Below are 21879 nucleotides of genomic sequence, written 5' to 3' on the forward strand. Positions count from 1 at the left end.
TCTTTGTGCTTTCATTTAGAGTTTTAATTTGAAGATCTTATCGTTTAAAATCCATCCGCTTTAATCTGCTTTTCAGTTACAGGACCATACTTTTCAGCAATCTTTTTAATCTCTTCTGCTTTGCCAACCAACACAAACTGAAGCTTGTCTTTCGGAAAATACTTTGCCACAATCTCTTTGGCTTTGGCAGTTGTCAGTTGATCTACATTAGCTTGGAAGCTATTGATAAAAGACTCATTGAAACCATACCAGAACATTTCAGTAAGCAAACCTGCCAACTGTCCTGCTGTTTCGTAATCAGGTAGATATTGTCCTTTCACATAGTTTTTGGCAGATTGCAGGGTAGTTTCATCAATACCTGTAGTATGCAGACGATTAAGCACTTCCAGCGCCTTATCAATAGTCGGTTCTGTGGTTTTATTGGCGGTGAAGGTTGAGATGTAAAAAGTACCTGCATTTTTCAGAGGCAAAAACCGACTGCTTGCCCCATAGGTCAATCCGGAGTTAACACGTAATTCATCATTAAGCCAGGAGGTAAATCGTCCGCCAAAAACGGTATTTACCACTTCGATAGCCACATAGTCCGGGTTATCTCTCTTTATACCAACTCCCCCAATATAAAATGTCGTCTCCCGTGCATCGTCTTTGTTAATGAGCAAAACATTATTTCCGGTTGGTGCAGTTACGACACTGGCAGCCAGATTTTTCTGAGCAGAAGTTCCTTTTTTCCAGTCTGCAAACAGTTTGGAGATCTGAGCTTTCATATCCTTCGCCTTAAAATCTCCCACTATGGCAATAGCAGATCCATTAGGAATATAATTGGCCTGATAGAACTTTTGTACATCTGCTACCTGAAGTTGACCAACTGTGGATACTTTGCCTGTAACCGGATTAGCATATACATGATCTTTATACAGGAATGCAGACCAGTAAGATCCCATCACCGAACGAGGACTTTCCTTGGCTCTTTCCAGATTAGTCAGCATTCGTTTCTTCTCTTTTTCAAACTCTGCCGCATCAAACGTTGGATTTACCAGTACTTCTTTGATTAATGGTAAAACCTTTGTCTGATCTTTGGCTGCGAATCCAGCAGAAAGAGAAGCATATTCTTTGGTTGCCTGTGTAGCCAGTGTCGCTCCGACAAAATCCAGTTCTTCTTCCAGTTTGGTCTTTGTATAGTTCTTTGTTCCATGTTTTAACGCTGTGGCAGTCAGAGAGGCAAGTCCGGCTTGTGAGCCATCATAGATGGCTCCGGCAGGAACGATAGCGGCTACATTAATGACAGGTACTTCATGTTGTTCCATCAGGTACACCGTCAACCCATTGGATAAAACAAATTTCTCGTACCCAGGTAATTTATACTCGGCAGCTTTTGTCTGGGCAAAACTACAGAATGACTGACAGACAAAGGCAAGAGCAAATACTATATATAAAGTGGTTCTTTTCATGGGATTAGTCTTCTACGTTTGCTTTTAAAACACCTACAGTTCTATTGGATTTCTTAAAATACTCATTGGCTACCCGTTTGATATCATCTAGTGTTACCTTGTTGTACTCAGCAGGAGCCTCAAACATCTTTTTGTAATCACCAAAGAACAATTCATAGGTTCCCAGGTTGTTAGACTTCCCATTAATAGTTTCGATTTGTCCATAGAACTCCATTAGTTTCTGATTCTTTATTTTCTGAAGTTCTTTCTCTGTAATACCATCTTTTTTAATCTTTTCTATTTCTTCGTAAATGGTACTTTCAATGTCTGCTTCTTTTGCATCCTTTGCAGCTACTACATATATCTGAAACAACGTTGGATCAAAGCTTTCACTATAGTCAGTAAATACATTGGATACCAACTGTTTTTTATCTACCAGGGTGCTGTATAATCGGGAAGAATTGCCTTTGGAAAGAACAGAGCTCAAAATACTAAGTGCATAAAAGTCTTTATGGCGTGCTTCAGGTGTATGATACCCAATGAGCATATAAGGAGTCGCTACTTGCTTTTGTACAGTCACCCGACGTTCCCCTGTCTGAGGAGGTTCTACCAGATGGACCGGATCTGCTGCTTTCTGAGCCGGAATAGGTTCCAGGTATTTCTGTGCCAATCGTTTTACTTCATCCGTTTTTACATTTCCAGAAATTACCACTACACAGTTATTGGGTGCATAATAGGTTTTGAAATAATATTCCAGGTCTTCTTTTGTCCAGTTTTTGATGTCTTCTTCATATCCGATTACAGGCCAGTGATACGGATGCTCCTGAAAAGCAGTGGCATTCACAGCTTCACCCAACATACGCCATGGAGAGTTTTCCAAACCTGTGCTACGTTCAGACAACACTACGCCACGTTCGCTCTCCACCATTTTAGGATCGATGGTAAGACTGGCAATACGATCTGCTTCTAAATCAAATATCTTTTCGAGTGCAGAAGACGGAAACCAATCTGTATATACAGTTACATTTTCGGTAGTATAGGCATTGTTGGCCCCTCCATTAAACTCCATGGTGCGATCGAACTCTTTTGGGCCATATTTTTTAGAACCGTTGAACATCATATGTTCAAAAAAATGGGATAAGCCTGTAATACCAGGATGCTCATTGCGGGCACCCACCCGATAGAGCAGGTACATATTGGCATTGGGAATAGAATTATCCTCAACAACCAGAAATTTCATTCCATTGGTAAGTGTAAATGTTTTGACATCGTCTGCTTTGTTTTGTGCCAGTACACTCAGGCAACAGAGCAATGCCGGGACAAGAAAGAATTGCTTCATAAATGAATTGGTTATAGTGTGCCGGTAAAATACAAAAAGAGAATTTTCCTGAAAATACTTTTGTGTTCGATGGTGACAATTCCCTGCAAATAAAAAGCAGAACATTTCTGTTCTGCCTGCACAAACTCACGACGCACTACTCTCTTAATTGATCCTCTTTACATTAAAATAGCCTGATATAGGAAACAACTCCCCATCTGCATTATATAAGCTTCCGGAAAAAGTACCAGCAATCGTCTTGCCTGCGCCATTTCCAAACTCGGAGATGGTACTTGTAAAAGGGGCACAATGACAGGTTCCCTCATCGTCACACCATTCCAGTTGGTACACTAGTGTAGGGCTAGCTGTATAGGAAACAATGTCAGCTGCATCCTGGCAATTGTGTGAATGTGATCCTGTACCTATCAGAGACCGGTAAAAAGTAAAATTAGGAATCCCGGTAGAAGACGCGCCCTGCCATACTACATACTCATTCTGAACTACCACATAAGCCACCTGATTAGCATCTCCTGATTGTTTATATTTGTATTCTGTACCATTGAAATTAACTACAACAACACCCTCTTCAGCAATGGTAATGTTTGACACCAGCAAAACCTTACTGAATAGCTGTGCAGGTTGTCCATCCTGGTATCGTTCCATCTCTACCGAAACAGCGACCGGATTTTTGGATGGAGTTTCAGAAGGCGCTGTATAAGTAGCGGTCCAGCCGTTAGGGGTTAATGTACCCTCACCGGCTAACGTCCATTTTACCTGCTTGAATAGCGAAGTTCGTTTTTCGATAGGTGTTAAGAGTTCCAATGCATCGTCATTACTCTTAGGGCTAATTGGCACCAATGGAGCCAGTTCATCATCTGGATTCGTGCTGGCGATAAAACCGGATACTTTCAATTGTACAGATCCTTTTGGCTTTATATAGGCAGAGGCAGGATCTAAGGATACATCCATAAACTTGCCTAAGCCCCAGTCACTAAAGTGTGTGATATCTCCGGTAATGGTTTTAGTAGTTGTATTTACATTGCTTTTCAATAAAGCTTGCCATGAACCATCGGCTGCCTGAGTCACAATCCATAATACATTGGCATCTGCACCTGCAAGCAAATCATTTGTATACTTAAATGTCACTTTTACAGGCTGGTTAAACTGTTGGCCATCGGGCATAAACCGATAGGCAATCCCTCCAATACCCAAAGGAGCATTGTTTGTAATAGGTTGTACAGATATAGTAGTATTGGCAGCCAATGCACCTGCCGGAATATCTAGTTTTACTAATCCATCAGCAGACGTAATTGATCCTCCGGCAGCACCAATACTGGCAGTCGTTGCGGTTCCTGTGGGTTCTCCTACTTCGGTCTTAGTTGCTCCCGGTTCCGGGTCACTAGTTTTACAGGCATTACATAACAACAAACTACTCATTAACAATACATAAAAAACACGTTTCATAACTGATCAGGAAATAGTGTAGTGAATAAAAAAGATTTTGAAGCATACTAAAACTCATCTCTCTACTTACTGTAGAAAGGATTAGTTCCTATGTAAAGTAAATCCGGATAAGTTGCCGGATTCTTATCTGCAACACCTGTAAATGCCTTATGAATAATCCGGCCATCCAGATAGGTTAGAACAATGGTAAAATTCTGAATCCGGTACGTTCCTTTTCCTGGTGCATCCTGTGGATTTTTTGTAGGGTTGCGACAATCACTCACCCAGATACCTCTGTCATCAAAGGTTCCATCTTTGGAAAAATAGATTACCTGACGACATCCTGCCTGCGAATAATAGGGATCTTTGCTCCAGTTTGGAATGTAACTCCATCGACCTTGTAAGGTCAGTCCATCTACAGAAGCACATTTGTAAAAATTATAGGCATACCCCACTTTCTTTAGTTGGGTAAGATTGACCTGTTCAACCTGTATGTTTTCATATTTTGATCGGAACGCTCCTTTTCCATTTTGAAGAGAAAATTTTCCCCAGGATTCTTTGTCTTTACCTGTTTGGCTCCTGTTCTTATCAAAGCTTTGCAAACCAGCAGATGGCATTTCAGGGTAATAATCTCCATCCGGATAAACTACATAGAACTTTACATTTGCTGAAGCTGTAGCGATATTTTCATGATCACTTCCATCCAAAGGATTTATCTGAACATTCATCCATACCGTTGCTTTTTGTCCTGTGGGAATGGGTTTCGTACCAGAAGAAGAAACAGGTGTAGCTGTACTCTTACCATCACCACCTTGCAGAGTCACAGAACTGATAAAGTTCTGGATAGTAGCCAGATATTGTTCTCCATTAGTCAATACAACAATGCTGATACATTTGCCATATCCTGTAAATGTTGTCAGCATAGCCAATGCGTTAGTTTTATTAAAAACAAACTCTGCTCCCCCGCTTTTCATCTGCCATCCATTTGCATTCCGGATAGGATTAATCTGGGGACTTCCAACAGCATTATACTGTGATACAATCAGTTGCTGCCATTCACTGGAAAAATCCTGGTTGCTACTGCCTTTACTGACTATGCCAGCATATAAAGCCAATGTACACCATGTCTTTGCTTTCTGGTCGGTTATTGTGTAGGTGACTACATCTTTTTTCTGTTCCTTCTTCCACCCCTGAGGAGGTATATAGGTAGTCAGATCAAACGTTTCCTGTTGAGCATAGGTAAAGACTAGCCAAAAGAAACAAATTGGCAACGATACTACTTTTTTCATAGCTAAGGCAGTGTGGTAAAGTAATCTATTCACTCCTGCCATAAGCAGTAAACCCAATAGGATAAGCACTATCCTGTAACCATAAAATGCGAGCACCTTTTATACAGGAGAAATACGCATCATAAGTCCTGGGCTTTGCTTCAATATCTGAGAAATAGATTTGCCAGTTAGTAGGAACTTTAAACTGCCCATTTGACTTTGCACCCTGAAACTTGATACTTCCTACGAACCCACTCGCAGAACTAATCTGCCATTGATAGGAGTTACCAGAGAAAACAAATACCTGAGCAGAAGAATGTGTATCCATACCAGCACTAGCTCCTGTATAGACATTTACATATTGTGTCATGCCCGAAAAATTGTTTGTCCACTTACCTATAAGGTCAGACATAGCCACCCCAAACCGGTTATAACCTGCCATTTTTTGCAGGGGCTCCCATATAGACATACTGACGGTGTTATCAATGATATCATTATCCACTCCAAACGCCTGAACAAATGTATTTTTATCAGGTGCAACCACTTCTATCCATCCACTTTCTCCACGTTTAAAAAGAACCACATACACTACCTTTCCGGTAGAAGGATCTGACACATTGCCAGACATAAACATAGGACGCAGATAATCCAGATTTCCGTTAGTAAGCTTAAAGTTTTTCAGATTGCTATATCGTGGTGCCACCAGAATATTCCAGGCATTGTTGGCAATTATCTTAACATCAGAACTGGAGACATCAATCCGGTTGGTAGGATAGTGTAACAGCACCTTTAGATTTCCTTTTGCCACCTGCACCCAGTCAGCCTGCTCTGTTGCTACCCAGCCATCATCAAAGTTGGTAGTAGTGAATTTATAACTACTTTTTACAGGTGTTGCTCTGGGTGTAGTGGTAGAAGATGCTGCTGGCTTGGTACCGGCATTGGAAGCAGTGCTCTTTTTCAGACTAACTTTCTCCACAAATCTTTCGATAACAGGCATGTAATCCTGGCTGTTTGTCATAGCCGTGATGCTTACCACACGACTGTTATCACTCATGGTTGTCAGCAATACAGCTGCATCACTATTATTAAACACAAATGTCCCGGACCCACCTTTTATCTTCCATCCTGCAGCATCTTGTGTAGTACTCGTTTGCGGGGCTTTGGTGATCTGATAGGGTTTGGCAACCAACTCATTCCATTCACTTATAAAATCCTGATCGATAGCACCCTTGCTGGCAGTACTTCGGTAGACAGAAATTCTGCACCATGTTTTCTTTGCATTATCGACATTCGAATAGCCGATTACATTCTCCTTGAATTCTTTCTTCCATCCTTTGGGAGGTGTATAGGTAATCAGATCAAACGTTTCTTGCTGAGAAAAAGCAGATACGGAAATAAAAATGCACAAAAGGAATACTATATATTTCATAAGAGTTGCTCAGGCTGATGGTTGAATAAACCTTTTTGTAAAGTATGTGATGCACCCACTCTTAGTTGGCAGAAGCTAAGCGGGCTGCTGTTTTAGCAGTTGGGGCAAAACGAGCTTCTGTATCTTTCCAGCTTAGCTTGATAGGCGCTTCTGATTTATCCTGACAGGCACAATGTTCTAATGCAATGGTTTCCATAGACCGTTCACCTTTTTTGATTCGAAAATCAAATGCTTCAGTGTTTGCAAATGGCAGTTCCAATGTGATTTCATTGAGGCTTTCACTTATCACAAATGCCAGAGGCAAAGGAGTATTTTCGGTAGTAGTACCTCCTTCTGTGCATCCACCGCTCACTTCCTGATTTTTATAGCCATCAAAATTACTTCCGGATGCAAATACAGTAAGTACTTTCCGGTCTTTGTCCCAACCGTATATAGCAAAGAATTTATTGGTAGCACTTGAGGCATCAACGCTATATGGAATATTGATTTCCGGACTTCCTATTACCTTATTGGAAACACCAAATTGTCCAGGGTTACAGGGGCAGGTGTACGAACAGGACCCACCCGCTTTATAGGTTGCCTTCGAATCTTTGGCAAATGGATGTGAAGGTATTACATCTGGACTCTCAATAGGCTTGGGGGTTTCACCAGGGGCATTTCGGTAACGATGTACATCTGCACGCAGATGAAGTACAACATCCACCGTACGGCTGTAAAACTTTCCGGTTTCACTCCAGGTAAATGGAATATACCATTCCGTAAGAGGTACACTGTTGCTTTTCTGATCATATGCTTTCACAATTACCTCTCCAGCGGCACCGTTTCCACTTACCGGAATGGTACAGGTAATCTTATCCGACTTCCATTCATTTACAGTCACCTTTGTTTCATTGACTGTAACTTCCCGTTTGGCATCTCCGGGGTCAGTACCAAAAATGCCATAAATTGTCAGCTTGCTTGCCAGTTCGTCTATTTCCATATAGGCAATACTAGGCTTCAGGCTAGCATGTGTGTCTGGTCCAACTGTAGAAGCATGATGTAATACAGCCGTTTCCCCTTCAACAGTTGAGATAGCAAACCCTTTTTGTATCATATTAGTCATCACAGCGTCTATATCAAACGGACGCTGAGAAGGGGTTTCTTTTGGAATACCGAGATTCGGGTTGTTACTCGTATAATCAGCTCCCAACAAGCGATCAAACAAAAACTTGGCAGACCGATAAGCATCTTTATCCAGTACCCGTTTGCTCCAGCCAATATAGGTAGCCTTCTTTTCCTGTGCTTTATTTATAAATGCTCCAGCCCACACATCGCCACCCTCGTCCAACATATAGCTGTTACAGGCATCGAGGTAAATAAGTGCATTTTTACCAAAGCTCATATATGTATTTACAAAGTCCTGAGTAATTACATAGTGTGCTTCTTTGATAGGATTTCCTCGTGTAGGCTCATTGTATTTAGCGACCATATATCCCAGTCGTTTTTTATCCAGATCATTCTTGTACTTAGCTTCGTTTGCTGCTGTACAGGAATCTGTAGTCCAAAACCCAATCAATGCATCTGGAAAGTCTTCTCCATCTATCGAGAGCTTATCTTTCGGTTTGATACGTCCTCCATGTGTGCTTAGATAAAACACTGCTGTTTCCGCTCCGACACCTTTCAGATTATCAATACTAGCCCGTTCCTTTTTGATCTGATATCCAGTTTTGGCAATGGCAAATATCCGTTCTAGTTCAGGAGGAGTATCAATAAAAGCAGATCCCATTCCACTGAAAAGGAGTACCTTTTTTGTATCAGGCAATTCGGTCTCTCTGGCACCACTGCTGGCGGGTGCTGTAATTTGTTCGTTCTCAAAAGCTATCCGCCCACTCCTGTCTTCAAACGGAGCTTGAGGCCTGTTGTCGACAAACATCACAAAACGTCCATCTGTGAAGATAGCCCAAGCATTCTGCGACTCATCATCATAACCCGATGCAATAAACTCCGGACGGGTTTTAAGCCAGGCAATCAGTTGTTGCCTGGCTTGTGCAGTATCCTCATTCTGTAAGGAGGTATACTTTGCTGTACATTCTGCCAATAAAGTCATTCTTTGCTCTGGAGTAATCTCCTGTCCTGTATAGTTACCAGGTCCTAACTCATTGGTTTTACAAGAGTTGTTGATTAGCAAACAAAGCAATAAGACTATTGAAGAGAAGATGGCTTTCATGTAGTGTTTGGATAAAAAAATACTCGCTTGTAAAATGAGATTCAGCCTACAATGGTTATAAAAACGTTCTCTGAAATAAAACTGGCTAAACCCTGTTGGGTTCTGGTTCAGAAACTTGCTATTTCAACTCTCCAAGCCATTGCTGAGCAAAATCGCGGGCAGCCATGGTAGGTTCTTTTCCTGCACGATAAAACAGCTTCCACAAATCACTTTTCTTTTCATACACAGGATTAACAAACTTCTTCTGATTGTACTTGTTAGCTTTTACTTCAGCTGCAAAATCTACAGAGTTAGCTGTTTCGATTACATTTTTCAGACGCAGACGAACCATATTGGTATACTTATTATTTTCGTAGTCCTCCTGAGCCTTCTGAATACGGGCTTCTTCTTTTTTGATGTAGTCATCACCAGAACTGGTATTACCCTGTGCAGCCGCAGTGGCTTTTTGCGGATTCTTCAGATACTCCTGCATTTCTGCCCAGTCTTCTTTACTCATCTGGTTTTTCATCATATCCATCATTTCCGGATGTTCTTTCAATACCTTAGCCATCTGCTGCTGACTTTCATTCATTTTCTTAGTACTGGCAGCCATATCTCCTTTCTGCTTTGTATTCTGTTTTTTCATCTCTTCCAGACGAGCTACATCCCCGGCAGCCTTGGGATCATAAAATCCTTTCTCTTTCAGATAGGCCTGCCATTCGCCTTTAAATTGCTCTGACTGAACATATGTTTTTACTATGGCACCCAGAGACTTTACAGCGGCAGCCTGAGACCCTGCTGGAAGTGATTTTGCTTTCTTTACGAAATTATATAAAGAATATTCGCTCCACGAAGGCAGTGCGAATCCGGTTCGGGCACCGTACATGGTCACTTTTTCAACTTGCGTCTGAGTAAGATTAAGGTCACTTAGTGTATCTGTAGCTTTCCAGGCTACCAACACCATCAGGCTAAGGGAAAGAATAGTTTTCATTGATCCGTTGAGAGTAAGGGTTGAAGGATTTCTGTCAGTAGTGCACTATTTCCAAGCAAACTTACCGGGATTCAACAGTCAGATCAATAGAATAAAAGTTAGGTATAGTGTTACTAGTTACTTTTTGATAAAAAGCAGACTAATACAGAATTCGGGGGAAAATGATAGGTAAATAAGGAAGAAAATTTATTTAGAGAAGATTCAAAGATTGGGATAGATAGAGTAGTATCAGAGCTAAATCAAGAATGTTTGTTAGGTTTATTGATTGTTCCAAATATCATTCTTCTTAGTGCCTGTATGTCTCTTTCTTCACTCTTTCACTACCCTCTTCATTTTTTACTAGCCCAAAAGTAAGGCAAAAAATTCCAAAGCTTCGCCCCACAGGCTAATGCTAGGCCCGTGGAATTTTTATTCCTACGCACCTATACAACCACACACGATTGAAGGGGTCTTCATTCTCATTTTATTTATAGTGCCTTTGTCTTTCTTTGCTATTTATATAAGAGAAACAAGTTATTATCTTCCAAAGACTTTGTTGATTGCTTCGGTGCGGTTTTGTACATGTAGTTTTTCGTAGATATTATGGATGTGTTGGCGTACAGTTCCGGTACTGATGGAAAGTTTACTGGCAATCTCTTTGTACAAAAGTCCTTTCGCAAGATGATCTAGGATTTCTTTCTCACGGACCGATAATTTCTGGCTTTCCTCTGAGGGAAGGGTTTTCTGGAAAGAATTGACGATCTTACGAGCAATAGAAGCACTCATAGGTGATCCACCCTCATATAGTTCCTGTAGAGCCTCTATAATCTTGTGGGGAGGGGTTTTCTTTAGCAGATATCCTGAAGCTCCGGCAGAGAGGGCTTCAAAGACCTGTTCGCCTTCTTCAAAAACAGTAAACATCATAAACTGTATGTGAGAAGTTACAGCTCTTACTTTTCGGATACAATCTATTCCACTCATTCCCGGAAGGTTGATGTCCATGACAACAATATCCGGACATAGGGCTGGCAATGCAGCAGCAGCATCTTCTGCATTCTCATAGACAGAAACACATTCAAAACCTGGCGTCTGATTAATGACAAACCGAATACCTTCTCTGATCTCAGAAATATCTTCTACAACACTAATTCGAATGGTTTCCATGTTAACAAATGTATTGGCTGATTTGCGATAAGACAATAGTACAAAAGTTATAGAACAGAGCATCTACCTATTGAATGGAATCGATAAAAGTATTTCGAGACAGACTTTGGTACCTTTCTCTGCTTCTGTATCCCATGTGATACTACCTTCAATATCTTTCATACGTTGCTGCATATTCTTCATTCCATTTCCATACTTTCGGACCTCATTTTTGATAAATCCTTTGCCATTGTCTTGAATTGTAATTTTTAACGATTCGTCATAACGAAAATCCAGCACTACATGTGAAGCCTGTGCATGTTTAATAGCATTGTGTACTGCTTCTTTGATAACCAGGTAAATATTCCGGCGTTGCACACCATTCAACGATATTTCAGGCAAAGAATCCTGTATATGAAACACATAGTTGACTTCTGCATTTTCCAGTAATTCGCTTATGTGACTTCTGGTATAAGCAACCAAGTCTTGCAAGGTATCATATTCCTTATTCATAGACCAGATAATATTACTCATCTGATCTACCAATCCGGAGGCCATAAGAGAAATTTTTTCTGTAAGCACTAATTGCCCGTTCTGTACATTCTGATGTATAGCATTACTCAGAAATAAAATAGATGTTAGTCCGGACCCGATGTCATCATGCATCTCGGATGCTATTCGTTTACGTTCTGCCTCCCTTGCTTCTACGGCTGCTTTATATTTCTCAAATTCTTTCTGTGTCTGTTCTATTTTCAAAGCTTCCTGTGCTTCTGCTCTCTCAATTTCATCCCTTTTGTTTTTATATCCAAGTCCTAAGGCAAAACAGAGTAGCTCAATAGTAATACCTAATTGAAAGTAAAATAAAGGCGAACTGAATGGCATCGGCAGGTTTTCTATTGCACTTGGATAATAAGACAATACCATTGCCAGCAACCCCCAGAAAGCCATTGCCAGGCTACCGGTAAAGATATACCACATCAACCGATTGCGTAGCCGTACGATAATAAATAAAGCTACTACAGAAAGAATGATCAGAGACGCCCGGATGCTATCCCATAAAAACCAGCGAAAGAAGTAGGTCTTTGGAAAAAGGAATAAAACAAAATCCATACAAATGTAGGCAATCAGAACAGCCGTAGCCCAACGCAGAATTTTATCCAGCCGAGGTAACACCTGAGAGACATTTAAAAAGCGCCGGAAGAAGGCAAAATAAAAGCAGTTGGCAATAAACTGTGTGATACTCCCCCAGTAATATACAAAGAATGGCATACGCTGCACAGGTGCGATATTCAATGCATTACCTCTGTACAGAAAATAAAACAGGAAGAACAGAATATAACCTGAATAGTACAGATACTCTATGGAACGCACCTGAAGATATTTGAAGAAAATATAAAGCAGCATCATCAGAAGCATGCCCCAGAAGATTGTGAATTGCAGCAGATCTGCAATTCCATATTTGTATTCGCCTAAAAAAAGGTCAGCAACATACTCCGGCCGGATCAGAGCCGGAGAGATAGCAGAATGCCGGGTCTTCAAAGGGATTATTTTAGCGGTATATTCCAGTGTCTGCCCTGGTAATACCGTTAATAAGAATGTTTGCGTGCCACTATATATCCGCCCTTTATAGTCTTCAACAGGCAATTCTCGTATAGTATGTGCAATCAGATCTTCTTCTTTTAACCACATACTTTCCTGTGTATCTGCATAGAAATACAGCTTCACGGTATCAGCCTCATCATTATGCACAATGAAATAGAGGTAGTGATTGACAAATGCTTTCTCAGTAGGAAGAAAATTTGCATAATAGGCAGAATCACGATGGTAAAGAGACAAAGGAGGATTCCAGAAAAGATACTGATTGGCAGTATCAAGGCAGAAAGCTGTTTCAGTCCAGATATCCCGGAAAGTTTTTATTTTTGAGGTGTAAACAGTGTCTCTCTGCAATGTCTTTACAGCCCATACGTTCGATGTGGAAAAACAAATAAAAAAAATGCAGCTTGCGCGTATGAGTTGCATATACCACATAATTCTCCTACTTTAGTATGGCAAGGACATCCTGAATACTCTCAAGCATGACTGGCACATATTTTTTATAATAATTTTTCGACTGGAAAGATTACTTCTGTGTCAGTGAAATAACATGACAGTATGTATATATAAAATAACAACAAAAAAGTAAACAAATCAGCACGTCTATGTATTTTTAGTGTAATTGTCTCTCTCATCTTTCTATTGTTTCAGACAAAACTTCAAGTTTTTCATCAATAAATGCCATGATGTGAGAAAAATACAAAAAAATATTTTTTTGTGTGTTTGTTGTTTTTGTAATTTTACATTAACCGCAAGGGGAAAAACATTATCTGTCAAAAGATTAGTAGTACGCAGTATATAACTTTCTCAACCTTCCACCTTAAATTATTCTATCATGAGTACAGATGCTTCCAAACTCGACAAAGCCCTAGACGCTGCATACGAGAAAATCTCCAAACTCAACAATCCTGAGTTTAGCTCCTTTACGGACAAAATTAAGTACCTGCTTCACAGCTACCGTGCAGATGGAAATCCTGTGGGCCTTTATGAAGTAGCACCTGAAACTGTAGACTTCCTGAAGTCCAACCAAGAGAAATATTCTAAGCAAATCACACAAAAGCTGATTGATGATATTTCGAAAGCAACACAGACAGAAGCTGCTCCTGTGAAAAAAGCGGCGGCTCCGAAAAAAGAGGAAGCTCCGAAAAAGGCTGAAGCGCCAAAAAAAGCAGCGGCTCCTAAAAAGGCAGCAGTAGTACAAGATGCTGCAGCAACTGCTACAAAAGCAAAAAAAGAAACAACTAAAAAACCTGCTGCACCTAAGGCACCAGGTAAAGGAAAAAAATGATATAAGAAAGTATATATAAAAAAACGTCCCCGTTGTGAAACGCGGACGTTTTTTCTTTGTGCTCATCTGCGAATAAAAAAGAAGCCCGACCACCAGAAGCAGCCAGGCTTTCGCACCAAAAGTATTACAACGATTTATTAAAAAATAGCAGTAAGTCCTTTAATAATAGCGGTCAGGCGAACAGCATCATAAATACGAGCTTGTGAACCACCCACTTTCAGAATAGATTCTTCGTGTGCATTTACACACATCTCACAGCCATTCAACGCAGATACACCCAAACTCATCAATTCAAAGAACTCTTTACCCAGCACAGGGTTCATCATGATAGACATTTTGATACCTGCAGGCGTTTGTTCATAATATTCCTTCTTGGTAAAGTGACGGAAGCGGTAAAACACATTGTTTACGTTCAGCAAAGAAACACATGCTACGGTTTCAGCTAACTCAGCATCTGTAGCTCCTTCTCCTTTAGCCAGTGCTTCAAATGTTGTTTTCAGAGTAGCATGTTTTTCATTGATAGCTACAGCCAATGCCAGCAAATAACTTTCTTTTTTACTCAGATTGTCATACTTCAATGCATTGGTTACATTGATACGCAGATCACGCAGATAACGGTGATCTACTTCTGCCAGTTTATCCACTTCAGCTGTTGGCTGATAATCGGCAACTTTTAATTCTTCTAGCAGACTACTTAAAGTTTCGTGTTGCAAAGTATTCATACTTATAATGGAAAGGTCAATGTTTAGAGGATAAGAAATGAGGTTCGTAGTTAAGAACACTCAGAACTACGAACCTCAGGAATTTTGAGTAAGATTAAGCAGTCAGGGTAGCTTCACCTTTTTGCCAGTTGCAAGGGCAAAGTTCATCTGTTTGTAGTGCATCCAACACACGGATTACTTCTCCTACGTTACGTCCTACAGAAAGGTCGTTAGCACTTACCCAACGTACAATTCCTTGAGGATCTACAATGTATGTTACACGATAAGCAATTTTCTCATTCGCTTCCAGTATACCTAGTTCTTCAGCCAGTGACTTAGAAGTATCAGCCAGCATAGGGAATTTCAAACCACGCAGATCATCGTGATTTTGTCTCCATGCTAAGTGAACAAACTCAGAGTCAGTAGAAGCACCAATCAGGATAGCATCACGATCTTTGAAGTCCTGGTTTTTCTTGTTGAATTCAGCAATCTCAGTAGGACATACGAATGTGAAATCTTTTGGCCACCAGAACATTACCAGCCATTTACCAGCGTTGATATGATCCTGGCTTGTAATTTCATAGAATTCATTACCTTTTTCAAGAGAAACTACTGCTGTTTTTTTGAACTCAGGAAATTTCTCTCCGATAGATAACATACGGTTTTGCATGGTCGAAAAAATTATATAAAGGTTAAACAAGTATTAGTTAAATCAGCGATTCAAAATTGGATAAAATTAACAGATAATAAAAATCGATTTTATTTATCATTTCATAGGGAAAATTTATAACGACCATTGCACAATTTGAATGGCTTTTTTTGGGACTATTATCTTATTCTCTATTGTAGGCTAAAAATGGCGATTGTATTTTTTAAACGAAATGATTTACGCTTCAAAGAAAAATGATTATAATCACTCTTTGCAAAATTATATTTACCAAAATCAGGAAACTTTTCAATAACCCTCCAATATACTCTGTGATAACCCATTAATATATCATTCTTGCCTACAAACAGATGTAACTTCTTACATCCTGGTCGTATAGAAACACATTACGCGTTTCAATAGTCAAAATCAATATCATTAAACAACCAATAAACAAAATCTATATATTTGTATTAGAGTTACTCTCGAAGTACCCTTCCATTGTCCTCCTGAAAGGATCTCGTGACAAGACCGGCGACTTTTCCTTCTGGAGAGTATTTTTTGTCTTTCATAAACCAAACAAGGCTCTGTTTGTCACGAGATTCTTTCAGAGGATAGTGAGGAGAAGAAATGGGTAGGATAGTATAATTTCAAAAAAGATACAAAGAGAGCCAAGCTGCCTTTCAACGCGAACCGTCGTAGCTGTGCGCTGGCCTTCTTTCTGCCGCGAGGAAACCCCTAGGATTTGTGCGGGGAGAAGTTCGGCAAAAGTGCCCTTTTTTTGTTATCACGCCGTGGCGTGACAAAAAAGTGACAAGGTGATAAGAAGAGATAGGTTCTGGGCTATATACCAATGTTAGATACAAGTGTTAGATACAAGCCTGCAAAACAGTAACAGATCGTAGGATGAAATATATTTAGAAACAATAAACAACCTTAGGCAGCAAAAAGGAAAAGAGATTAGAAGACGACAGAAGTCAAGGAATTTGAATAAACAGTGAAAGAAAAGTAATCACAAAAGAATAATTATAGTAATAATTATAGTAAAGGATACATGACAACCATACAATTAGAATACATCGTAGCGGTAGATTCCTATCGACATTTTTCGTTAGCGGCGGAACATTGCTGTGTTACGCAGCCTACACTCAGCATGCAGATCCAGAAGCTGGAAGAAGAACTGAATGTAAAAATCTTTGATCGCAGCAAGCAACCTGTAGTACCCACAGAAGTAGGGATGGAAATTATCGAACAGGCACGTACAGTATTAAAGGAAGCAGAGAAGATCAAAGAAATTATACAGGACAAGCGAAATGAGATTTCAGGAGAATTACGTCTGGGAGTTATTCCTACACTTGCACCTTACTTGCTTCCTTTGTTTCTACAAAAATTCGTAGAGCGGTACCCGCAGGTAAAACTCAAGATAGCTGAGTTTACAACAGAGGTGTTAATCGAGAAACTGAAAAGCAATCAGATTGATGTAGGACTACTGGTAACCCCTCTTCCAGACAATAATCTATTCACCCAACATCTGTTTTATGAGGAATTTGTAGTATATCTGTCAAAATCGAACGAGTTAATGAAAAAAAATTACGTTTTAGCTCGGGATATTGATGTACGCCAACTATGGCTACTGGAAGAAGGACACTGTATCCGTTCTCAGATTATGAATCTGTGTGAACTTAAACATCGCTACCAGGACAGCACTACTTTTGAATATGAGGTAGGTAGTATAGAAACACTCAAAAAGATGGTTGAACTCAACGATGGCATCACAATTTTGCCAGAACTTTCCCTGCAAGACCTAAATTCAGATCAGATTGTGCGTGTAAGGCGCTTTGAGAGCCCTGCACCTGTGCGAGAAGTAAGTCTTGCAACTCATCGGAATTATGTAAAAAAACGCATGATTGATGCCTTAAAAACCGAAATTCTGGAAGCTATTCCGGTAGCAATGCAGGCGCAAGGTGAACGAGAAGTTGTAAAAGTTTGATTACTAAAAGCAGAATTCCTCAAATAATCTGATTATCAATCACATGTATGTTTTTAACCTTTTTTCACGCCCTTTGAACCATATTTTTTAAGAACTTAGTATCCAGATACATAGACAAAACTGGCGCGATACTTGCTATAAAATATTCATAAAGGTTAGGTTTAAGGTTAAAATCAGAACTAAGCTCATATTCGATGAATATGGGCTTTTTTAGCGTTTTTAGAGGCCTTTTTGATTTCACCCTGACCAAGTGTTACAAAAAGTGTTACAAACGATATTATACATACTCAACCTCAATATCGATATTAGTATTTCTTTCCAGATATTTTGAAATGAATTGAAGCTTGTCAAATTCCGGCCCGATTGTTAATAGGATGTTTAATACAAATTCAAGATATAATGAATGCGCTCCAAGAAAGGCATGAGTCTTATCACAATACCAATTTAATATTGCGGTAGTTCCATCTTCTTTTTCTTCTGCAATGCTAAAGAATAACCAATCCTTTTTCATAATTTTACGTACATTTAAGATTAAACATTTAATTTTTGTTTGTGGGAAATACCTGGGTTGATGATCCAGGTATTTTTTTGTTGGTTGAAGGTAATCTATACTCTCTGAATATTTCATTTAAGATTGTTAATAGCTCTTCCTTAAATTTCAGATTTACTACTTGTTCTCATTTTGATTTGGGTTAGAAATTCGATATAAAGTTTCAATTTTAATTTGCAGGTAGTCTGCTACAGTCTGCAATGTAGTTTCGTTAAACTGGCCAGATTTTAAGTTATAGATAGCAGACCGGCTTAATGGTAATTTATTATCATTATAGTCAGCCAGAAGCGATTCAGACCTTTCCTTTATCATTCTAAAGAGGTGTTCGCCTAGCTCTTGTTTTGTTAAGTTTTTTTCCATGATCAAAGGTAAGTTAAAAAATCAAATTGTCCAAGATTTATGGACAATATTTTTATTGTTTAATTTTATCAGGTCATATTTACATTCATACAATTTTTATTATTAAAGGCACTGTTTTGAGTATGAGTTACCCAGAACATTATTTCTAATTTTTTAACTTTTCTATTATGGCAAGATTTACAATACGTGTTGAATTACTTAGTAAAAAGGATGATATCTTTGAAGCCCTTCTGGAAGAATCATCAGGTGGTATTTACAACGATCTTCACAACGCAATGGAAGCTGAAACATTCCTTCGAATAATTAAGGATGAGATTACTGAAAAACTCTATAATTTACCTCCTGCAGAATACAATTACATCAGTGATCTGGACAATGTTGATCAAGTTACAAATCGTGTAGAAGAAGTAGTTAAGCTTGTTATCTCAGATAAAATAGATATGTCATATAGGATTCTTGTTACAGAATCAGAAAACAGAAGATGGGTTAACTTGGAAGAAAGTGATAGGTGGTTAGATTTTAACCAATATCAAATGATGGAGATAAAACAAATTACGAAGAGGATTGATAAGCTTTTAGGCGATTAGCTGATAACACCTAGCTAAAACACGAGCCTTTACGAGAGAATATTTGAAATTAGAGCTCTGCAAGTTCCTGAATCAGGTGAACAACTTCGACCAGGAACTTTATATTTTCCAGTCATTGTAATAAATGCTTGTATCAATACTACCACAACTCATCCGAAAATCCAGATTTACATTGTGTAGTATTGATCCTTTTAGACATAATTAGTTAATTACTCTTTCTTTTTTACTTCTTCCTCTGAGTTATCCTTCAAGTCAATAATGCTACATGATTTAAACTGTATAATCTGTTGCATAGTCACTATACCAAACAACAGACAGATGAATACTGCCTGGCCAAATATTACCAACATCATATAATACTCATTACTTGCTTTCAGGAAAAACCAGATTGAACATATATAGTAGAGTATTACCACTCCAAATGCTGTAAGTTTTCTGGAACTACTTTTGTTATCGTTACCGGAAAAGCTGGATGATAACCAGACGAAGAAGCGTTTCATTTTTGTAATTCTAACTGTTTTTTTATCTCTGCTATCGAGACACGTAAGTCAGATAGAGTGTCCTTTATTTGAAGTATTACCTTATTATTCTCTTTAATTTCAGATAGTTCAGTCTCCAGATGTTCAATATCTTTTTCATTTGCCTGGATTTTCAGATTAAGGTTCACATATACACCTATCAGGCTACCAACTAAACCCAGAATACTCATAATCGTTGCAGCGGTTATTGTCATAGAAATAGCCTCCATTTAGTTTCATAAAATATAATAGGACTCACATCCTGTTTTGAATTAGGTGTTATACAATTATCAAAAGGATATAATCCGGCAAAATCCTCCGGATATTTGTTGATAAGTTCAAGAATGGATTTTTTGACTTTTTCAGCCCTGGAATAAAGAGTTTGCCGTTTTTCTTTAATCAAATCTATCTCAGCCGTACCATCTGGCATCTCTGCACCTTTTTCGGTTGTCTTAATTGGCAAATCTCCCAGCATATCCCAATGAATCAGTAAAGCCATATAACGTTTTGCAAGGTCAAGTACAGCCAATTGATTTGTAGTGACAGTTAGACCTGTTGCACCACTAACAACCGCGGTTAAATGAGCATATAATCCAGCACTAAGTAAATTTTTGACATAAAAAAAGTCTATGTTTTCAAATGATACTTTTAAGTTGCTGGTCTTTTGAATATTGATACTGGTCAGATCTTTTAATTCTTTTTCGCTTAGTATATACATTAAGATGCTGATTGTTTTTTATCATAAAACTTTGAAAAATCTGACTCAAATTTTCCAGTGACTGGTGAGTAGATTTCAATTATAATTACAAATGTGTCCCTTCTAAATGATCTCCATTGACCAGATTGAACCTTAAAATCTGTGATTCGTGGCCTTATAAACCCTATACTGGTTCCATCACTATTGATAATTGATCCGGCTCTGTTAGCATCGAAATACCGGATTACTCTACTGTTCAGATTTCTACCTGCAGGTTTGAAACGAGTTGGAACCAGATCAATATTTCTTGTACCAGTTCTATAAGAAGCAATTCTTCCTACTCTACCTAACTGTCTATTCATTAGGTTGTCGCAATACATATATAGGAAATTACACCAGGTCAAACGAGACCAGAAGAGAAAAGTATCAATACCAGCGAGTTCAAACCGTTTCTTTTCATTTTCTGATAATGCCAGATACTGATTTGAGATGTTATTCAATTGGTGGTATTGCATTTGGAAGTACTGGGTTATCGATTGTTTTCTTATCTGGCATTAGATCATCTTCTGAATATCCATACTCCTGAATCCAAGTTTCCGGTTTGATATAATCAGCCTTCAGATTTTCATCCATCTGGGTAGTAATTACTGATAGGCCTTGAATGTCCAACTCATAGTCTTTGAATCCGTTGTGGCTCAAAACCTTCTTGAAGAAGGAAATAATTGCTTTCTGGAATGCTCGTATAACAGTATTTTGATAGATCTGAAGGTTAACTGTATAGCTATTTCCATCACCCCCTAATGAAGATCCATTAAGCATTACTGAAGCCAGACTCGGATTACCACGATGGGATGTCGACAATTTATCCACAACCAGTTCATTTAAAGCCTTGAGAATGTTGGTATTATCAGTTTGTGAGAAATTGGTCAGGGTTACACTGTTGCCTTCTTCTGTGATGATTACAAGCATTTTTTGGGCATTCTCAGAACCCTGGTAAGTACGTTGAAGATTTGCTGTGAATTCCCGTTTTTGATCCTCTTGCATATTTCCTTTCACTTCGAGTATACCTCCAGAGAAAAAGCCATTCACTACAGTACTTAACCCAAACTTTGAAAGTTCTGCTGCTAATTCGATGTAATTGAGAGCTGATACGTAACTAACTTTTGGAAAATAAGGCTGAAGATTGGAATGTTTGTGATAAAAGTAAATCTGGCTACCTTCTTCAGGAGGATTATTTAAATCAAATCTGGGATAAAATACCGGCTTATTTGTGGTTACATTGGACCAGTCCGAACAGAACCAATAACCTATTACGTTTCCTTTCACATCCAGAGTTTTATCTGGTCTGATAAGAGAAGAATCTATATAGTATAGTTCAGCGATTTTCTTTTTTGCCTTATCCCATATAACCTGAATAGCAAAAGTCTCAAGTATGCCAAGATCCTGGCCTAATCTTTCCAGTAGTTCATCAGCATTGTATTCTTGATTAATGTTTGCAAGAGCTTCTTTTATATTATCAGATACACTGAATCCTTCTCCTGCTATTAGGTTTTGCCGTAACTGAACAAATGCACTATGCTCCTGACACTTGTCTAACAATGAGCATAGGTAATTGGGGAATAAGTTGTCTGATCCGTATTTAACCCAGCTGTCAGTAGAATACTTTAACTGCTGAAGATTTACTGTTGGAAGAGCTACAGCAGCCAGATCAATTTTAAAAACTTGTGGTTGCTGGTTTGTTTTTGTCTTTGTCAATTCATAGACAT

Annotated in this window: 21 protein-coding genes; 3 read left to right on the forward strand and 18 right to left on the reverse strand. The window is 38.9% G+C overall.

The window, feature by feature from the left end; translation table 11 throughout:
• Positions 1-44: 44 nt before the first annotated feature.
• The 9 genes from QNI22_RS08165 to QNI22_RS08205 all read right to left on the reverse strand — a co-directional run bounded on the left by QNI22_RS08165 (position 45) and on the right by QNI22_RS08205 (position 13202).
• Positions 45-1448: a M16 family metallopeptidase gene (locus tag QNI22_RS08165; protein ID WP_314510147.1), complete on the reverse strand. Its 1404-nt coding sequence runs from the start codon at positions 1446-1448 to the stop codon at positions 45-47.
• Between the two features lie 4 nt (positions 1449-1452).
• Positions 1453-2766: a M16 family metallopeptidase gene (locus tag QNI22_RS08170; RefSeq protein WP_314510148.1), complete on the reverse strand. Its 1314-nt coding sequence runs from the start codon at positions 2764-2766 to the stop codon at positions 1453-1455.
• A 144-nt stretch (positions 2767-2910) separates the two neighbouring features.
• Positions 2911-4209 carry a hypothetical protein gene (locus QNI22_RS08175; RefSeq protein ID WP_314510149.1) on the reverse strand — a complete coding sequence of 433 codons (1299 nt, stop codon included), beginning with the start codon at positions 4207-4209 and terminating at the stop codon, positions 2911-2913.
• 62 nt (positions 4210-4271) lie between these two features.
• A complete protein-coding gene (locus QNI22_RS08180) occupies positions 4272-5477 on the reverse strand; it encodes a hypothetical protein (RefSeq protein WP_314510150.1) in 1206 nt (401 codons plus the stop codon).
• 25 nt (positions 5478-5502) lie between these two features.
• Positions 5503-6885, reverse strand: a complete 1383-nt coding sequence (locus QNI22_RS08185; RefSeq protein ID WP_314510151.1) for a hypothetical protein — start codon at positions 6883-6885, stop codon at positions 5503-5505.
• Positions 6886-6946: 61 nt separating this feature from the next.
• Positions 6947-9091, reverse strand: coding sequence for an IPT/TIG domain-containing protein (locus QNI22_RS08190; protein WP_314510152.1), 2145 nt, complete (start codon positions 9089-9091; stop codon positions 6947-6949).
• Between the two features lie 118 nt (positions 9092-9209).
• The gene (locus QNI22_RS08195; protein WP_314510153.1) at positions 9210-10061 is read right to left on the reverse strand and encodes a hypothetical protein; all 852 of its coding nucleotides are present in this window, start codon (positions 10059-10061) and stop codon (positions 9210-9212) included.
• Positions 10062-10577: 516 nt separating this feature from the next.
• A complete protein-coding gene (locus tag QNI22_RS08200) occupies positions 10578-11204 on the reverse strand; it encodes a response regulator (RefSeq protein ID WP_314510154.1) in 627 nt (208 codons plus the stop codon).
• Positions 11205-11267: 63 nt separating this feature from the next.
• Positions 11268-13202 (reverse strand): sensor histidine kinase, encoded by a 1935-nt coding sequence (locus QNI22_RS08205; protein WP_314510155.1) that lies wholly within the window; start codon positions 13200-13202, stop codon positions 11268-11270.
• A gap of 409 nt (positions 13203-13611) precedes the next feature.
• Here QNI22_RS08205 and QNI22_RS08210 point away from each other — a divergent pair, with 409 nt between their 5' ends.
• Complete coding sequence (locus QNI22_RS08210; protein ID WP_314510156.1) at positions 13612-14064, forward strand: hypothetical protein; 453 nt, start codon at positions 13612-13614, stop codon at positions 14062-14064.
• Positions 14065-14201: 137 nt separating this feature from the next.
• On the opposite strand, the gene QNI22_RS08215 is transcribed toward QNI22_RS08210, so the two are convergent.
• Both QNI22_RS08215 and QNI22_RS08220 read right to left on the reverse strand, forming a co-directional pair.
• Positions 14202-14786, reverse strand: a complete 585-nt coding sequence (locus tag QNI22_RS08215) for a carboxymuconolactone decarboxylase family protein (RefSeq protein WP_314510157.1) — start codon at positions 14784-14786, stop codon at positions 14202-14204.
• A 94-nt stretch (positions 14787-14880) separates the two neighbouring features.
• Positions 14881-15435 (reverse strand): peroxiredoxin, encoded by a 555-nt coding sequence (locus QNI22_RS08220; RefSeq protein WP_313975053.1) that lies wholly within the window; start codon positions 15433-15435, stop codon positions 14881-14883.
• Positions 15436-16465: 1030 nt separating this feature from the next.
• Here QNI22_RS08220 and QNI22_RS08225 point away from each other — a divergent pair.
• The gene (locus QNI22_RS08225) at positions 16466-17401 is read left to right on the forward strand and encodes a hydrogen peroxide-inducible genes activator (RefSeq protein ID WP_314510158.1); all 936 of its coding nucleotides are present in this window, start codon (positions 16466-16468) and stop codon (positions 17399-17401) included.
• Positions 17402-17678: 277 nt separating this feature from the next.
• On the opposite strand, the gene QNI22_RS08230 is transcribed toward QNI22_RS08225, so the two are convergent.
• Together QNI22_RS08230 and QNI22_RS08235 are read right to left on the reverse strand one after the other, a co-directional pair.
• Positions 17679-18029, reverse strand: coding sequence for a hypothetical protein (locus tag QNI22_RS08230; RefSeq protein ID WP_314510159.1), 351 nt, complete (start codon positions 18027-18029; stop codon positions 17679-17681).
• 39 nt (positions 18030-18068) lie between these two features.
• Complete coding sequence (locus tag QNI22_RS08235) at positions 18069-18311, reverse strand: hypothetical protein (protein ID WP_314510161.1); 243 nt, start codon at positions 18309-18311, stop codon at positions 18069-18071.
• Between the two features lie 167 nt (positions 18312-18478).
• Here QNI22_RS08235 and QNI22_RS08240 point away from each other — a divergent pair, with 167 nt between their 5' ends.
• Positions 18479-18898 (forward strand): hypothetical protein, encoded by a 420-nt coding sequence (locus QNI22_RS08240; RefSeq protein ID WP_314510162.1) that lies wholly within the window; start codon positions 18479-18481, stop codon positions 18896-18898.
• Between the two features lie 209 nt (positions 18899-19107).
• Here the strand turns inward: QNI22_RS08240 and QNI22_RS08245 are convergent, their stop codons facing one another.
• From QNI22_RS08245 to QNI22_RS08265, 5 genes are read right to left on the reverse strand one after another with little or no spacing between them, the layout of a single operon-like run.
• Entirely contained in the window at positions 19108-19398 is a 291-nt protein-coding gene (locus tag QNI22_RS08245) for a hypothetical protein (protein ID WP_314510163.1), read from the reverse strand.
• Entirely contained in the window at positions 19395-19631 is a 237-nt protein-coding gene (locus tag QNI22_RS08250; protein ID WP_314510164.1) for a hypothetical protein, read from the reverse strand. The genes QNI22_RS08245 and QNI22_RS08250 overlap by 4 nt, the downstream gene beginning before the upstream one ends.
• The gene (locus QNI22_RS08255) at positions 19628-20134 is read right to left on the reverse strand and encodes a hypothetical protein (protein ID WP_314510165.1); all 507 of its coding nucleotides are present in this window, start codon (positions 20132-20134) and stop codon (positions 19628-19630) included. The genes QNI22_RS08250 and QNI22_RS08255 overlap by 4 nt, the downstream gene beginning before the upstream one ends.
• A complete protein-coding gene (locus QNI22_RS08260) occupies positions 20134-20628 on the reverse strand; it encodes a hypothetical protein (protein WP_314510166.1) in 495 nt (164 codons plus the stop codon). The genes QNI22_RS08255 and QNI22_RS08260 overlap by 1 nt, the downstream gene beginning before the upstream one ends.
• Positions 20606-21868, reverse strand: a complete 1263-nt coding sequence (locus tag QNI22_RS08265) for a phage portal protein (protein ID WP_314510167.1) — start codon at positions 21866-21868, stop codon at positions 20606-20608. The genes QNI22_RS08260 and QNI22_RS08265 overlap by 23 nt, the downstream gene beginning before the upstream one ends.
• Positions 21869-21879 lie beyond the last annotated feature (11 nt).

It is taken from the genome of Xanthocytophaga agilis (assembly GCF_030068605.1).
Lineage (GTDB): Bacteria > Bacteroidota > Bacteroidia > Cytophagales > 172606-1 > Xanthocytophaga > Xanthocytophaga agilis.